Below are 15,862 nucleotides of genomic sequence, written 5' to 3'. Positions count from 1 at the left end.
AATGGCAGATAGAGACGAAGCGACGCGACCTTGCGCCGGGTCGACAGCAAGGACGATGCCATGATCGCCTTTGGAGTGACGGAGTGGATCGCGATGATCGTCAATCGCGTGGCGCATATGATACCGCCCATCGCGGCAACGATTTTCGTCGTGTGCGGGCTTTGTTGGCTGATCGCGTGGGCGATTGCGCCGCTGTGCGCAAAACGGCTGCGACGCGCGGAACAGCTTTCAATATAAAGCGCTCTGGAGCAGCCGGACCGTTCGCCCCGGCAAATCCCGCCGGATCGCTCGGGCTAGTCCTTCAAAACCGTTCGCGCCGCCGGCAAATATGTCCTGCTGATGGGGACTGCTGTGTCATCCAGAAGCCGCGCAATCGCTCGTCCGGGGGTTCTTTCCAGTTGCCGGACACCGTCTTTGGCCACCCACCAGCTGCGGTGCACGCGAAGGCCTAGCCGCGGATCGATGATCGCCGCCGCATCCGCCAGCCGCATCAAGATCAGTGCCGAGCCATGAAGCGTGTGGACGCGCACATAGTGATCCTCGGCTTCCAGTGCGAGTATGTCGCTGCGCAGGGCGGCCGGAAGCTTCGACAGGAATTCGGGCGGATATTCTGGAGCCGCGGCGGGCTGTCCCGCGGGTGCAACCATCGCAACCGGGTCGTCCGGAGCCATGATGCGGGCGATCAGCAGCTGGACCAGCGCCACATAAGGAAACAAGCCGAGCAGTTGGACGGGACCGAATGTCCTTCCTGGTCTGACCACCCCCATAGCCCATGCCACAAAGAAGGTCATGGGTACCGCCGATACTGCTGCCACCGCGAAGTACCGTGCGAACGTCCGCTTGCGCGGCGAAATGGACGGAAGGATCCGCTCCGCGGCCGCAGCGGTCCCAAAGCCGGCGACGGCGATGATCATCCAGAAAGGATATCGAACCGCTGGCCCGAGCACAGATTGCGATCCGAATGGCCCCGTTACGCCAAGCATCGCGCCGAACGCGACAGCACTCAGCGGCACCCGCCACTTCCTCAACATCCGCCATTCACGCATCGCCAACCGCATCCGCCCACCCGTCACGAAACGGCGGACGCTATTCACGATTTTGCCCCTTGTCGACAGGGATCATGACCCGCCAACCGGTCGGCACGAAATGTCGAAATGGAGAAAGCAATGAAGCGATTTATCACTGGCGCAGCATTGGCATTTGCAGTCGTTCCAGCAGCGGCAAGCGAGCCCGTAAACATGCGCTTTGAGTGCGACGCCGGAGCCGCTACGGCGGGCGGCGAGGCCCCGAACCTCCACGGCAACTGGGATTTCCTGATGGATGCCGGGGGAGAGCCCAGTTTCGGGCTGATGTCGATCGGCTTCGTCGGCGACACCTATGGCGGATCGCTAACCCCGGTCAGGACCGCGCCCGTCGTTGTGCGCACAATCACCTTGACCGGCTACAGCATCCACATAGTTGTCGCGTCCCGCGAAGGCGATGTCCTGTTCGACGGCACGCTCTCGGCCAACGGCAACAGGATGTGCGGAACCATTACATATCATGGCGGCCGCACCCTCGCGATGGTAGCTCAGAAGCGGCCTTCAACCTATCAGTCGCAGTCTCAGGCTCAGCGGGCGCGGTAATCGGCCGAACGGGCGAGTGGCAGCAAGCGAGGCCGATCGACATATTTACGGCTTCGGCGAAGCGCCAGATCACTGAAACTGGCCCGCAACACCCAACCCTCTGCACGCTGCTCGATGGTTCGATGCAAAGTTGTGCAGACGCCTCAAAATTCCGTGGCGTCCACAATCGCTACCGCCGCTCGACCATCGAGATCCTTCTTCTTCACTGATTTCGGCGTCCAGGGAAAGTCGCCAAGTTGATGGCCGCGCGAGCCGTGAGCGGCGCCATCCTCCACATGATGCTCCAGCACATCAGGGCCCATCCGCCGCCAAAAGCCCAACCGGCGAGGACGTCGCTCGGCCAATGAACGCCGAGATACACGCGCGAGATGCCGATCAACATCACGAGCAACCCCGCGGCCCCGGCGACATAGATGCGGCTCGACCGGCTCGGCGCCAATCCGGCGACGAGAATGGCGATGGACAAGTAGACGATGGCGGAATTCGCTGCGTGGCCGCTCGGGAAGCTCGCACTCCCATAAGAGGCCCAATGCTCGACGACCGTCGGCCGTGCCCTTCCAAACCACACCTTCAGCAAGCTCATCACAAGCGCTCCCGATACGCATTGGGCGACGAGGAACAATGCGAATTGTCCCCGCTTGAGCGTCATGAGCAAGCCCGCGGAAAAAACGACGACCAGCGTCAAGGTGGTGACGTCGCCCAATGCGGTCAGATCGAGCATCGCCGCGCGCATGCCACTGCTCTCGCCGAATATGGCCCGCACCCAATGCAGCCCGGGGGTATCATAGGCATTGAGTTCACCCTCGGCGATTTCGGACGCCAGCTTGAAGATACCGAGCGCGACGAGCGCCGTGAGCGCCATCGCCGCCGTAAGGAGAATATCCGGCCGACGCGCCAGCAATCGCTCCGAGTTCAGCAGTTTCAGGATCTTCTTCAATTTCGTATCTCTCGCGGCATGGGTCGTTCAAACATCGGCCTGTCCTTTGACACGGGGTGCGCACGTCAGAAGCCGGCTCGAATGCCCAATCGGATCGTGAGCGGTCGCAGCGGCGTGATCTGCTTGCCGTCGGCGACAGTAAAAGGGTTGCCGTAGGAGAAGGTGTTACCGCTGGCGTTGAGCAGGTTCGTGGCGTCGAGCGAGATGGCCCAGCCTTGCGATGCGACGAGCGATGCGGACAGGTCGACCTGGGTCGTTTCGCCATGCTCGAGGATGAGCGGTGCCGTCGTGCCCAGGCTCGACGCGCCGATCAGGCGGACCGTACCGTCGAGCTTGAACGTCAGGCTGGAGGACAATGGCCTCTCCCAGGCCGCCGTAAAACGCGCCCCGGTCCGCGCAATATTCGGCAGCGGCCGTTCGTCGGCTTCTTCGAGTCCTTCGGCGGGATTGGTCAGCGCGCTGCGATTGACGAACAGCGCTCCGTCGAAGAACAGGTGATCGCTAGCGCGCCAGCGCGCATTGATCTCAGCGCCATAAATCCTCCCGCGTCCGATATTTTCGGTGAAGGGCAGTCCGTCGGATCCGATGAGGTCTGCCTGAATGTCGGTCCAGATCGAATAGAAGGTTGTGACGCCCCCAGAGAAGCGGGGGCTGGCGGTATCGCTTTCGCTGCCAAGCCTGATCCCGAGTTCGACGGTGTGGATTGAATCCGAATCGAAGCGCTGTGCAGCATTGGTTTGGCCAGCGGTGATGGCGATCCCCCCACTCCGGAATCCGCTCTGATAGCGAAGGAAGGTCAGAAGATCCGAATTGGGTTTCCAGGACAGCGCTGCGGTTGGCAGGAAACGGACCTGCCGCCGCTTCGGTTCGAAATCCTCGCCCGATCCGCCCATCAGTTCGCCGATCGTCTCGGCAAAGACGACACGTGCGCCGAGCGTTCCCGACAGGCGCGAGGCAATGCGCTGTGTCGCCTCACCGAAGACAGCGATCTCGGTCTTCTGGTTGCGCAGCCGTGCAAGCGCTGCAGGTGCGTCAAGCGGCCCGAGGCGGCGATCGATGCGATCGATGTTGCGGACGAGACCGAAACCCGCGACCCAGCTGTTACCTGACGGTCCGCGGTGCGAGAGGCGCGTCTCGTGGGTCAGCAGGCGGATGGCCTCATGGCCCTCGAAGATCTGGATCTCGGAATTGCCGCCATAGCCTGTCGCATCGAAGACTTCCGACAGATCATGGTCGACGATGCCCGTCGACGAGATGAGTTTGAGGTCGCCCCAGTCCTTCGCCACTTCGACTCCCGCCGCCTTGAAGTCATTGTCGTGCGGCTGGGCGATGTTGGCGGCATGCGTGCGACGCGGCTGATCGGTTTCGGCATATTGGCCGTCGCGCGTGTCGATATTCTGGAGCAACGCATTGACGTCGATGGTCCAGTTGTCGCCCGGCTCGATCCGCAGGTTCGCGCGTGCGCCGTCGAGACGCGTCCGGTTGGTGTTCTCGGTACCAAGGGTGCTGTTGTCGATATAGCCCCCTTCGACCTGCTTGTAGCCGACAACGCGGATCGCCACTCGATCGGTCAGGATCGGGATATTGACCATCCCTCCAAGATCATAGCCCGGTGCAGCACCGCGCGTTGCGGATCGACCTGCGGTCGCCGAAGCGTGAAAGGCGCCCGCGTCGGCCATTTTCGGAACGATCCGGATAATCCCGCCGAGCGCCCCGGCGCCATAGAGCGTCCCCTGCGGCCCCTCGATCACTTCGATGCGATCGATGTCATAGAGGCGTAGATCAGGCTCGGGCGCATTATAGGTGAGCCGAAGGTCGCCGAGATAGATGCCGACGGTCGACTGGGTCGGTCCGGAGAAGCTGCTGTCGGCGATCCCGCGCACGAACAATTTGTTGCGGCCCGGCCCCAGATTGGTCGAGGTCAAGGTCGGGATGCGCGCGACGAACGCGGCGGTGCCTTGGCTCTCTCCGAGACCGGGGCTCCCTATCGATTCGATATGCGCGGTGCCTGGATAGCTGTCGAGCGGCTGGCCTTGCTTCGTCGCGGTGACGACGATTTCGACGGGAGGCGGTATCGGCGCTTCGATACGCGGCGCGGCTGGCGGCGGCCTGGGCGTCGGGGCGGGCTTCAGCCGTGCGCGGGGTTTCAGCACCGGAACGATGCGAACCGTCTCGGCATCGACGATCTGATAGGTGAAGCCGGTGCCCCGGAGCATCGTCGTGAGCGCCTGTGCGATCGTCATGCGGCCGCGAACCGGCTTGCTGCGCGCGCCCGCCAGACGCTGGTCGATGCCGCCGATCGAAATCTGCGTCTCGTTGCCAAGCGCGATCAAAGCATTGTCGAGGCGCTGGGCCGGAATATTGAAGTTGCGGCTTTCCGCGGCCGCCGCCGGGCTAGCGGCAACGATCGCGATTACCGCGGCAGCGAGAAACTGGTTCGAGGTCACCGGATCAGCGCGTCAATTGCCATCCTTTCGCACTATGGCGCGCATGGACGCCAAGCAAGGACTCCAGTTGCCGGAAGAGCTTCGCTTCGTCGCGATCGACGCGGATGACGCCCGAAAAGCGCCGGCTTGCGAGGTCCGGCGACACGGTCACCGGTGTGCCGAGCGAACGCGAGAGATCGAGCGCGATCGTAGCGAGCGACGCATCGCGATAGCTCAGCCTTCCCTGCCGCCACCCCCCGACCGAGGCCGGGTCGATGGTCGTCACGACCGCCCTGGACTTGCCGCGCTGGACGCGGAGCTGCTTGCCTGCCGTTACCGTGACCGCCGCGGCGCCCGGATCATATTGGACGCTGCCCTCGGACACGCCGACCTCGAGGCCGCTTGCCGATTGGCGCACGTTGAAGATCGTGCCGAGGTCGCGGAGCGTTCCGTCTCCCGTCTCGACGACGAACGGCCGCGCGCTGTCATGCTTGATCGTGAAGATCGCCTCGCCGCTGTCGAGGCGCGCGAAGCGTTCGGCCTTGCGATCGAGGTGAATGGTGGTGCCGCCGTTGAGGGCGATCGTCGATCCATCGCCAAGGGCGATTTCGCGCGTTTCGCCCGGTTGGGTCGTGATCGCCTCCGTCCCCGGCGACCGCAGCAGCATCGGCGACAGGAAGAGCGCAAGGATGAGACTGGCTGCGATCGAGAGAAATGCGGTGCGGCGATACCAGGGGCGGACACCGGGCTCATTATCATTGGTCGCGAGCGGCGCATCCTTCTCGGGAGCCTTGGTCTCGGCCAGTTCGTCCGAAAGACGGTCATCGGCGAGAGCGACGGCATCATAAGCATCGGCGTGCGCCGGATCGGCTTCCATCCATGCCGTGAACTCGGCCCACAGAACGCCGTCGGCTGCCGGGCCCTGCAACCGCACATGCCATGCGATGGCCTCGTCCATGATGCTACCGGTCCCCATCATCAATTCCTTCGGCCACCTGACGTTGCGGCGCGTCGATATCCACATCCAGCTGTTGCTTGAGCTCCAGAACCGCGCGGTATCCCCGTTGCAAATGCTTCTCGACCGCGCTCACGCTGATCCCCATTTGGGCGGCGAGCTGCTTCTGCGGCATGCCGTCGATCCGCACCGCCCGGAAGGCGAAGGCGGTACGCTCGGGCAAGGCGTCGAGCACCGCATCGACCCGCCTGAGCTGGTCACGCGCCACGAGCGTGCGTTCGGCCGATGGCTGGGCATCGCGCGGCGCGGCCATGCTGCCGTCGATATGCCCCTTCGTCCATTCCTGCTCGCGCGCGGCACGACGCTGCGCCGAACGGCGCCGGTCGAGGACCAGATTTTCGGCGGTTCGATAGAGATAGGCCAGCGGCTCGGCGATCAAGCTCGCGTCGATATCGGCGAGCTTCAGCCACAGTTCCTGCAGGATGTCCTCGCCGTCGCCATCGCCGCGGAGACGAACGCGTAGATAGCGCGACAAAGCCAGCCGATTGGCCATGAAAATCGCTTCGAGCCCGCCGACTTTGGTCATCAAACGCTGCGCTCTTCCGTCTTCGCCCTTGCGGCAAGGCATAGTGTCTGCCTCATATGGCCCGAATATGAAAGGCGTGAGGCGGCGCGAAGCGGCCAGGGCGAGCGGCGCGCTCATTGCGGACGATCCGTAACCCGCCATAGAGCGAAGCCGAGCAGGCCGGCGGCGACCACCGCCTGCAGCAAGGCGTGATAGCCGGCGCCCACGAGCCCGGCGAAGCGGGTAAACAGAGGCAGCAGCGGCATGAGGCCAAGCCCGGCGATCATATTGGCCGTCACCGACAGGCCGGGTCGCCCGATGGCGATCAGCGCTGCACTTGTCGGTGGTCCCGTCATCGCGACCACGCGGGCAAGCGTCAGCCAGAGCATGACCGAGGCAGCGCCGGCGAAGGCTTGCCCGCCGATCAGCACCGCTATCTCGCGCGAGAAGAAAGCCAGGATGACGAGAAGGGGCAGCGCCGTGGCGAGCGCGATGCCGAGACAGCGACCAAGCGCTTGCCGGATGGCCCGCCCGGCTCCGCCACCGGCTGCAAGGCGCGCGAGCTCGGCATAGGCGGCTTGCCCCAGCATTTGCGCCGGCTGCGAAATGACGATCGTCGCGCGGTGGGCGATCGAATAAAGGCCCGCCGCCGCCGGACCGAGCATCGCCCCGACAATGAGCGGCGTCAGCCGGCCGGTGAGATCGCCGAGCATGATATCGGCGTTGGCGGTGAGCATGAAGCGGCCGAGGCCCTCATGCTCGCGCCGCGCGTCCGCGACAGCGCCCAGCAACGGCTCATCGAGCATATGCCGTCGGGCGAGATAGGCGGCAGCGATCCACAGCGACGCCCCCTCGACGAGCGCGGCAACGAGCCAGGCGACGAGAAAGGCGGTGAGCCCCAGATCGAAGAATATGATGATCAGGGTGCCGAGCAGCCGCATCACCGGGGTGACCAGATTGTGAAGCGCGAGGAGGTCGAAGCGCCGCAATATCTGCAAATACCCGCCCGGCGTCGCGCGCACTGTCGCGAGAACGGCAAAGCAATAGGGGACCGCGAGCGCCTGCGCGTCCGCCGACCATCCGAGCAGCGGACCGACGAGCGGCACAGCCAGTGCCGCGACAACGACGGCAGCGCCCCCCGCCGCCAGCTCGATAACGCCGGCAAAGCGAAGCAGACGGATGAGCTTGGCATGATCGGTCTCGGCGGGCTGGACCCCGTAGCGAACGATCGCGTGCCAGCCCGGAAAGGCGATCAGGCCGCCGACCAGCATCGCGAAATAATTGACGAGCACCAGCACGCCATATTGTTCGGGGCCAAGGATACGCGCGGCGGCGACGACATAGACGAGACTGATCAGGCCGGCGGCGGCCTTGCCGCCAAGCAGGAGCCCGAGATTTTCGTAGATGCGGCGAACGGGCCCCGACGGCGCCTTTGCGGCCTCAGTGAGCAAGGCGGCCATCGGCGGACCTGCCGTCGGGTAAATCGCCGCGGGCAAGGCAAGCGATCGCGCGAGCGGCGCGCGCCGACGATGGCTCGGCGGTGAGGTCGAATGTATGATCGAAGAGCCGGCGCTGCACCGATCGATAGCGGCCCGGATGATCCGCCACGGCCTCCTCCAGACCGCGATCGAGATCGCCTGCTTCCGCGATCACCGGCCCCGACTGCCAGTGCGCAAAATTGGGATCCCGGTCGGGATCGATGCCTTGGCTGTTGAGGAAAAGGCAGGGCCGCGGCGATTTCAGAAACTCGTAGATCTGGCTGCTCACGTCGCCGAGGTAGATGTCCGCGCCATTGGTGTAGCTCATGTCGGTAAGCGCCGCGCTGCCGAGATCGATATGGATATTCGGCGCCGACGCGTAGCGGGCGTGCAGCTTTCCCGGCAGCCCGAAACGGAGCTTGTCGATCGTCACCGCCATCCGCCTTTCGAACATCATGATGTGCGGTGCGAAGATCAGATTGTAGCGGTCGGACCCGAGAAAATAGTCGAGCACCGCCCGGCCTTGTGTGTACCAGGATGAGAGATGGGGCGAGACGTGGGGATTGTAGAGCACGATCGGCCGATTGCTGCCACGAAACTTGATCGGTCGCCCCTGCCCCGCCGCGATATCGAACTTGGGATAGCCGGTGATCGTCAGGCGATCCGGACACACCCCCGCCTCCCGGGTCAGCCGGTCGCGGATCTTCGGACCCGCCGCCAATATATGGTCGAACAGCGCCGCGGACTTGCCGAAACCGATGGCCCGGTCACCGGCGCCATGATCGGTCAGCACCATGCGGAGCGATGAGAGGCCATAGCGCGTCTTGAGGATGAGCGACGTCCGCTCGGTCACGACAAGCAAATCGAGCGACCGGAAGAAATCGAGATTGTCGCGGTAGACCAGCAATTTGGCGGCCGGGAGAATCGATCCGAGCACCGCGTTGAGGCCCCGCGACGCGGGCGAGCGCAACCCTAGCGCAATAAGGCGGATGCCAGCCGGCACGGCACCGCCCATCAACCGGATCGCCTCGTGCGCCAGCAGGTCGTTGGTGGTTGCGACGATGATCTCGGCGCCTGTGTCCGCACGCGCGAGCGCCATCGCAACCGGCAAGCTGTGCGCCATCTGGTGAATCTGGTCGTGATTGAAGAGAAAGCCGATCCGCATGGGGGGAACGACGCCGCGGCGGCGCGATATCCGCAGCAAGTGCGGAAAATAATTCCGGCGGCGTCCTACCTTGCGGAGGAAATCGCCCATGACATCATCGCGTCCGCTCTCGATCTTCGATCTCGACCGCACTTTGACCATCCACGGCACCTGGTCACCGTTCCTGCTTTTCGCGGCGCGGAGGCGTGCGCCATGGAGGCTTGTCTTCGCGCCGCTCGTCGTCGCCTTGATGGCAGCGTACAAGGCACGCTTGCTTTCGCGCAAACAGCTCAAACAGGCGATGCAGCGCCTGATGCTCGGAAGCGCCGTCGATCGCGACGCCGTGACCGACCTTGCGCGGGCTTATGCAGAGCAAAGCCTCGCGCACAATATTCACTCCGACGCTATCGCGAGTATCGCAGCCGAGCGGGCGGCCGGACGGCGCGTCGTCATCGCCTCGGCCGCTCATTTTTTCTATCTCGAGGCCATCGCCGAACGGCTCGGCGTCACCGATGTGGTGGGTACCGCATCGATCTGGCGCGGGCGCGACCTCACCACGCGGATCGCCGGCGCGAATTGCTATGGCGCGGACAAACGCCGGATGCTCGAACATTGGCTTGCGGGACAGGATATCGATCGCGCGGACGTCCATATCCGCTTCTTTTCGGACGATCTCTCGGACCTTCCTAGCTTCGAATGGGCCGATGAAGCGGTGGCGGTCAATCCGTCGCGGCGGTTGCTCCATCTGGCACTGCGGCGTGGATGGACGGTCTATGATTGGCGCCAGCCAAAGACAGCGCCCGCAAGACGCCTACGCGAGCGGCGTGCGATAAGCGGCTGACGAACGGCCGTCAGTTCCGGCAGTTGCGTGTCGCGAAGCGCAGCAGGTTCCACCAGGCGGGCGCATGTGGCAGCCAATGGAAGGCGTTCACATCGCATGAGCCGCCATCAAGCCGCGCGGACGAACATGGCAGAGGACGGCGCTGCGGGTCCGCCCCCGTCATCGGCCTGTCGACAATAGCGGCCTCCGGTCGGTAGGGAGCCGCATCATCAAGCGGTCCAGCCGGAACCAGTGCGTCAGATGGCGCGCGGGTAGGCTCGCCGACACCAGCATCGCCTCGATGGCCCCGGGCCCGCGATTGGTCTGGGCGCGCAGCATCGCGAGGGCGAGACAGGCAAAGCCGAGGAGGACCGCGACTTGATAAAGGGGAGCGAGCGCGTGAGCGCCATCCTCGATCGCGACGATCGTCTGGACGAAGCCGACGATCAGCAGGATGCCGAGGCCCAGCCCAAGCGCCGACGTCGATCGCTTGGGCGGAACGCCGAGGGCAAAACCGAAGAGCGGGACAAGAGCGATAAAGGCGGCGGTCACAAAGCGATTGCCGAGCGCCGCGCGTGCCGCCGCGCGTTCGGAGCCCGTCCGGGCGTCAAATGCGGCGCGCCACAGATCACCGGACATGAGCCGGTCGTTCCGATGGCGCGGCGTCACATGGACGGGCTTGGCGGCCATCAACGCTATGGGCATCGCCATCGCTTGAAAAGACGTGGCTTCGAGACGGCCGCTAGGACGCGTCGCGACCACATGGCCATCGAACAGGCGCAGCAAGACGCCCTCGTGTCCGCCGTTGATCACCCGCCCTTCGCGCGCGGCAACCGTCAGGCTGCGGCTCTGCACAAGAAGCCCGCGAAAAACGCCCGTGGCCCGGTCGACGGCATCGACATGAAACATCGTCCCAGGCCTAGGACCCAGAAACTCGCCCGGGGCGATGGAAAGGCCGAGATTGCCGAGCGCGATCGACGTGCCAAGCGCATCGAGCCGCTGCTCGCCGGCCGGTTCTATATAAGCGCGAAGGCCGGCATGAAGCAGCGCTACCGCCAGCCCGAACATCAATGGCACGCGCAGCAAGCGGCCGGGAGAGAGACCGATCGACGCAAATATGTCGAGCTCGCCCTGAAGAGCGAAGCCGCGAAAAACGACCGCGACCGATACGAACACGGCAATCAGCAGGCCGATCCCGAGATATTCGGGGATGAGGTAGAGCATCAACTTGATCAGCACGGCCACGGGTTGCTCGACATTGCCGAGCAGGGTCATCAGCCGGCGGCTGTTCTCGAGTGTCAGCAGCAGGACGATGATCACGCTGACCGCGAGAAAGGGTCGTGCGAGCCGCCGCGCGATATAGCGATCGATTGCGGACATCAGGCGGCCCGGCGGAGCGACGCCAACGAACGGTAACGGCCGAACAGCGCGCCGAAATGATCGTCGATGAGGGGGATGTCCGCGGCGCGCCGGGCGGCGGCCGCCGCAAGCGCCGCCGGATCGCGCGCAAGGAGCCGGCCAATCGCACGCGCCGCCGCGCCCGCATCGCCCGCTTCGTAGAGTTCGCCATTGTCGCCGCGGACAAAGTCCGAAGCGCCGCCTTCGTCGGGGACGATCAACGGCAGACCCGATGCCGCGGCCTCCGCCGCGACAAGGCCGAAGGTTTCGGCTTCGCAGCCGTGGATCATCGCGTCGGCGCTGGCCATTACGCGCGCCAGCAACGCACGATCGGCGACCGGCGCCAGGAGATGGACGTGCGGATTGTCCCCGATCTGGCGGACAAGCCGCGCACGATCGCGACCGTCGCCGACGAGAACCAGTCCGATCGGACGATGCTGCGACGCCGCGAGGCAGGCATCGATCACCAGCGGCCAGCGCTTTTCGCCGCTGTGGCGGCCGACCCCGATCAACAGGGTCGCGCTTTCGGGCAGCGCGCAGCGCGCGAGCAGATCGCGCCTGAGGCCGGGATCGCGGTGTATCGGCGAGAAGATATCCGGATCGACCCCCATCGGAATCGTCTCCACGCCGGCCACGCCCCCAGCCTGCAATCGCGCCGAAAGATGACGGTTGGCACTGACGACGCAGTCGAACCGTGCGCCGAGCCGCCGCAAATGGCGCCAGAAGAGGTCGAAGCCCTTGTCGATCGTCTCGCGGCTGCCGAAACGACCGAACCAGCGATAGGCATAGGCCGCCAGCGGATCGGCATGCATGATCAGGGCTCTGGGCGCGTCGCCCTGCCAGTCGGCGACGATATTGGCGGTCCGCCAGGGCGATGACGCCTCGACCATATCGGGGCGCTCGGCATCGAGCCGGGCATGGACGGCGCCCGCGTCTTCGAAATAGCGATAGCGCCGGTCGACGAGCAGCTGCGGGCTCGCAACATAGACGATTGTACCGCCGCCTGCCCGCCGCTCGACATGGTCGTGCGAGCCGGGCGCGATGACCACGATCTCATGCCCCATCGCCGCGCCGATCGCGAGCTTGCGGTCGATATAGGTTTTTACCCCGCCGCCGTGCAGCGTGTAAAAGGCGCAGACGTCGACGATCTTCATTTGCGCTCCAGTGGCTTATATTTCAGCCCGCTCAGATAATTCATGACGACCTCGGTACGTGTCGGCCCCGCGCCCACCGCGACCGACGCGGCCAATGCCTTGGGTTTCGACCAGCCGAGCTTCGGATTGCCGCCGAACCCGAGCCCGTCGGACAATTTGTCCCATTTGAGATTGCGGTTGCGGTCGTGGAGGACCGACAGGCTGTAGCGCCCCGGCCCCGGGACGCGGAGGCAGAGCGTGACCGGACCCGATGCCGGCAGGTTCTGATCGACCCGGCGAAAGGTCTTTTGCGCGTTGATCAGGACCGCGTCGTCGGCGAGGAAATCGCTGTCGTTAGCCGGATAGAGTTCGGCGCGTATGAGGCCCTTGCGATCCTTGAGCCCGGTCACCGAAACGAGCACCGCGGGCGCTGTTTCATGTGTCCGGCAAGCGGCCTCGGCCTTGCCGAGCGATGGGTCGGGTTTGACGGGCGCCGCAGCGACGAGCAGCAGCGCCACGGGTGCAATCGCCGCCTTCACGACCGATGCGCCGTCGCAAGCTCGGCCAAGGTCAGAATCGCACCGAGAACAATATGCACGAGCAGGATCAACCCGGCGATCATCGCTATCAGCGGCCCGATCGCACCATCATGGCCGATCAGGAAGAGCGCAACGCTGGCGAAGACAAGATCCTTGTTCGGCACGAATGGCAGGCGCGTCACGAGCAGTTGCAGTGTGGCGAGGATGACGAGCCAGCCCATGGACACGGCAGGCAGCGCGCTGTGCCACATCACACCCGACAGCAAGGTGGTCAGCATCAGCCGTCCTATGTGCACGCCGAAGATCATGTGCAGTTCCGGGCGCGACAGCGAGAAGATGCGGTGCCTGAAAGCGAGCAGCGCCAGTGAGAGACCGATGATGACCGCTGCGGACAGCGCCACGGTTCGGCCGTGGAACTCGGGAGCGACCTGTCCAACAACCGGCCAGGCAAGCGCAAGCATCACGAGCGTCACGAGATTGCCTGCGACCGCCGACAGGATGCTGACATCCTTGATCGCGCCGAAAGGCGCCGCCGCCATCTTTCCATGGCGCCGCGCCCAGCCGTAGAAATAGGCCTCGCCGCTATAGCCGAACAATATCTCGTTGCTGACAAGCTTGCGCAGCAGCGCCGCGAAACCGGCGCGCGGAATGTTCCACAGGCGCCTGAATATCAGCCATTCGGAGGCCGGAAGCGCGAGATAGTAAGCGGCAAAGGCTATCCAGAAGACCGGCGACGCGGGGACACCCCGCACAAGTCCGGCCAAGCCGATACTCGAAAGCTTCGAACCGAGCGCCGTAAGGAGCGCGAGCGACAGGCCGAGAGAAAGATATTTTTGCCAGGGATGTTGCTCTTGGAGGAGAGGGCGAAGCCGCTCTGCCCATCTATTTGGCGTTGCACCCAATGCTTGAGAAGCCATCGATCACCTTTTGGCAGGGGTAACTGAGGGACTGACGTCAAGCGCCCGGCAAATCCGCACCAGCGATTCAGGAATATCGGCCGGACGCCAGATCGGCGTAGGCGGCCGGCTGGTGCGAACGCGCAAAAGCACCGAGCGCGCGCGCAATTTCGCGCATCAACCGGGGCGAATCGACGTCGTGCGGATGGACGGCGAGACGCACCGTCGCTGTCCGCGCGAGCAGCGTCGTCGCGAGGCGCGACCACAGGATCGAGCTCGCGACGCGCATGCGTGACCGGCTGGCGTAGGTCACGACCGGCCCGCGCGCAAAAACGGTCGAATTTTGAGGATTCCAGACGCGAAAATGATCTTCGATCAAGCGGATATTCTGCGCCGCGAGCGCAGCCAGACTATCCTCGCCGTAAAGCCACGCGGGCGCGACAAAGCCGGCGATCGGCCGGCCGATCAGTTGTTCGATCATGTCGCGGCCTTCCACTATTCGCGTCTCGGCCTCGTGCGTCGAGAGGCCGAGAAATTCACCCTCCCCCGCCGTCATGCGCGAAGCTTTCCACCGCGCCGCGACACCTGCGTGGCGACTCTCGTCGACATGGGTGAAGCCATGCAGGAATATTTCGCAGCCCGCGTCGGCCCAGCCGCGCAGGCGGCGGGCGAACTTCGGATCGCCTGTCAGCAGCCCCTGCCGATGAAAATCGGGAACGACGAGGAGAGCGTAGCGTCCCGGACCCACGATCGCTTCGACGATGGGAACGAGTCGATCGAGCCGCTCGGCGTGAACCGGGGTGACATCATGGATCGAAGCAAGAAGGCGGCGCGCGGTCACAGGACCAACCGGTCGAAGAGCGCGAGATAGTCGGCCGCCGAAGCACCGAGCTTGTGGCGATCGGTGACCTTGCGCGCGGCATTTGGTGAGGGCGGCGATCGGCGAAGCTGCGCGACGATAGCTGCCGCGATGGCTTCGGGCTGACGCTGGCGGACGATGGCCCCCAGTTCGGGCGACGGGAAGATTTCGGGCAAGGCGAGCGAACAATCGGTCGTCACGATCGGGACCCCCGCTGCGATCGCTTCGACGAGGACTGCGGGATAGCCTTCATAATGCGAACTCATCAGATAGAGGTCGGCGCGCGCAAGATAGGGCGCGATATCGGGAACATGGCCCGGCATCTCGACCCGCGCCGCGACGCCCAGTCTTTCGGCTTCGCGTTCGAGCCGGCCGCGCAGCGGCCCTTCGCCAAGGATCAGCAACCGTGCCTTCAGCGCCGGAGGGAGTTCGGCGAAGGCACGGATGGCGGTGATCAGGTCCTTCTGCGGGGCGAGGCGCGCCGCGCAGAGAATGAGCGGTGCCGGCTCGAGGCCGGCGCGGCTATGCGCCGCGGCGATATCATCCTCGAGGATGGGTTCGGCGATTTCGGTAACGGCGTGGCCCGGGAACACCGACCGGGCTTCCGCGAACAGCGACGGCGACATCGCGACCAGCATATCGGTCGGCGCGGCGGCGAGCCGGATCGCCGCATCGGCGAGTCCGCGCATGAGGCGCCGAAGCCCGCCACGGCGGATCGGGTTGCTGAGCTTGCTCACGAAGATCGGCCGTTTGGCGAAGCGCTGGCGCGCCAGGAAGGCGAGAATGATGAGGTGGAAATTGCCCGGCGAAAAGACGATATCGGGTGCCTCAGCCCGCACGATCCGCGCCATGCGCCACCCGAGCTGTACGCGCGACCAGGGGCTGCGCCATGTTTCGGGCGAGCAGGTCTTGACCGCGACGCCGGGGCCGACGAGCGCGCGTGCCGCGCCCATCTGCGTTCCGCAAATGATCGTCACCCGCCGGCCCCGTTCCGCCCAGCGATTGGCGAGGCGAATGGCGATCCGTTCGCTGCCTCCGGTCGAGAAATCATGGAGGATGATCGCGATATGCCCGGCATGGGTCATGG

The 15,862-nt window shown here is 64.8% G+C and carries 16 protein-coding genes; 3 read left to right on the top strand and 13 right to left on the bottom strand.

The genetic code is table 11. The features are described 5' to 3' along the window. Positions 1-30: 30 nt before the first annotated feature. Positions 31-237, top strand: a complete 207-nt coding sequence (locus AC07U1_RS10780; protein ID WP_495176524.1) for a hypothetical protein — start codon at positions 31-33, stop codon at positions 235-237. Positions 238-293: 56 nt separating this feature from the next. Here AC07U1_RS10780 and AC07U1_RS10775 read toward each other — a convergent pair whose 3' ends face one another. Further along, a complete protein-coding gene (locus AC07U1_RS10775; protein WP_495176525.1) occupies positions 294-1,094 on the bottom strand; it encodes a LytTR family DNA-binding domain-containing protein in 801 nt (266 codons plus the stop codon). 72 nt (positions 1,095-1,166) lie between these two features. On the opposite strand from AC07U1_RS10775, the gene AC07U1_RS10770 reads away from it, so the two are divergent. Next, on the top strand, positions 1,167-1,625 hold the full coding sequence (locus AC07U1_RS10770) for a hypothetical protein (protein ID WP_495176526.1): 459 nt from the start codon (positions 1,167-1,169) through the stop codon (positions 1,623-1,625). A 202-nt stretch (positions 1,626-1,827) separates the two neighbouring features. On the opposite strand, the gene AC07U1_RS10765 is transcribed toward AC07U1_RS10770, so the two are convergent. The 6 genes from AC07U1_RS10765 to AC07U1_RS10740 form a co-directional block, all read right to left on the bottom strand. Further along, a complete protein-coding gene (locus tag AC07U1_RS10765; protein WP_495176527.1) occupies positions 1,828-2,562 on the bottom strand; it encodes a phosphatase PAP2 family protein in 735 nt (244 codons plus the stop codon). A gap of 65 nt (positions 2,563-2,627) precedes the next feature. Then, positions 2,628-5,009 (bottom strand): TonB-dependent receptor, encoded by a 2,382-nt coding sequence (locus AC07U1_RS10760; protein WP_495176528.1) that lies wholly within the window; start codon positions 5,007-5,009, stop codon positions 2,628-2,630. A 4-nt stretch (positions 5,010-5,013) separates the two neighbouring features. Further along, a complete protein-coding gene (locus AC07U1_RS10755) occupies positions 5,014-5,964 on the bottom strand; it encodes a FecR family protein (protein WP_495197696.1) in 951 nt (316 codons plus the stop codon). After that, positions 5,951-6,529 (bottom strand): RNA polymerase sigma factor, encoded by a 579-nt coding sequence (locus tag AC07U1_RS10750; RefSeq protein ID WP_495197695.1) that lies wholly within the window; start codon positions 6,527-6,529, stop codon positions 5,951-5,953. The genes AC07U1_RS10755 and AC07U1_RS10750 overlap by 14 nt, the downstream gene beginning before the upstream one ends. A 113-nt stretch (positions 6,530-6,642) precedes the next feature. Further along, a complete protein-coding gene (locus AC07U1_RS10745; protein WP_495176531.1) occupies positions 6,643-7,968 on the bottom strand; it encodes a lipopolysaccharide biosynthesis protein in 1,326 nt (441 codons plus the stop codon). Continuing rightward, entirely contained in the window at positions 7,949-9,151 is a 1,203-nt protein-coding gene (locus AC07U1_RS10740; RefSeq protein WP_495176532.1) for a CDP-glycerol glycerophosphotransferase family protein, read from the bottom strand. The genes AC07U1_RS10745 and AC07U1_RS10740 overlap by 20 nt, the downstream gene beginning before the upstream one ends. Before the next feature lie 88 nt (positions 9,152-9,239). On the opposite strand from AC07U1_RS10740, the gene AC07U1_RS10735 reads away from it, so the two are divergent. Next, positions 9,240-9,971, top strand: a complete 732-nt coding sequence (locus tag AC07U1_RS10735; RefSeq protein ID WP_495176533.1) for an HAD family hydrolase — start codon at positions 9,240-9,242, stop codon at positions 9,969-9,971. Between the two features lie 159 nt (positions 9,972-10,130). Here the strand turns inward: AC07U1_RS10735 and AC07U1_RS10730 are convergent, their stop codons facing one another. From AC07U1_RS10730 to AC07U1_RS10705, 6 genes are all read right to left on the bottom strand, one after another. Continuing rightward, entirely contained in the window at positions 10,131-11,330 is a 1,200-nt protein-coding gene (locus tag AC07U1_RS10730) for an LptF/LptG family permease (protein WP_495176534.1), read from the bottom strand. Then, positions 11,330-12,502, bottom strand: coding sequence for a glycosyltransferase (locus AC07U1_RS10725; RefSeq protein WP_187141780.1), 1,173 nt, complete (start codon positions 12,500-12,502; stop codon positions 11,330-11,332). The genes AC07U1_RS10730 and AC07U1_RS10725 overlap by 1 nt, the downstream gene beginning before the upstream one ends. Continuing rightward, positions 12,499-13,020, bottom strand: a complete 522-nt coding sequence (locus AC07U1_RS10720) for a DUF2141 domain-containing protein (RefSeq protein WP_262407957.1) — start codon at positions 13,018-13,020, stop codon at positions 12,499-12,501. The genes AC07U1_RS10725 and AC07U1_RS10720 overlap by 4 nt, the downstream gene beginning before the upstream one ends. After that, positions 13,017-13,937, bottom strand: a complete 921-nt coding sequence (locus tag AC07U1_RS10715) for a hypothetical protein (protein WP_495176535.1) — start codon at positions 13,935-13,937, stop codon at positions 13,017-13,019. Before AC07U1_RS10715 ends, AC07U1_RS10720 begins: the two co-directional genes overlap by 4 nt. Positions 13,938-14,004: 67 nt before the next feature. Further along, positions 14,005-14,757, bottom strand: a complete 753-nt coding sequence (locus AC07U1_RS10710; RefSeq protein WP_495176536.1) for a DUF2334 domain-containing protein — start codon at positions 14,755-14,757, stop codon at positions 14,005-14,007. Then, positions 14,754-15,860, bottom strand: a complete 1,107-nt coding sequence (locus AC07U1_RS10705; RefSeq protein WP_187141778.1) for a glycosyltransferase — start codon at positions 15,858-15,860, stop codon at positions 14,754-14,756. The genes AC07U1_RS10710 and AC07U1_RS10705 overlap by 4 nt, the downstream gene beginning before the upstream one ends. Between the last annotated feature and the right edge of the window lie 2 nt (positions 15,861-15,862).

This window comes from Sphingopyxis sp. GW821-FHT02C12, assembly GCF_059421785.1.
Note: the sequence above shows the minus strand (reverse complement) of the source record. Positions and strands in the feature narration are given on the sequence as shown.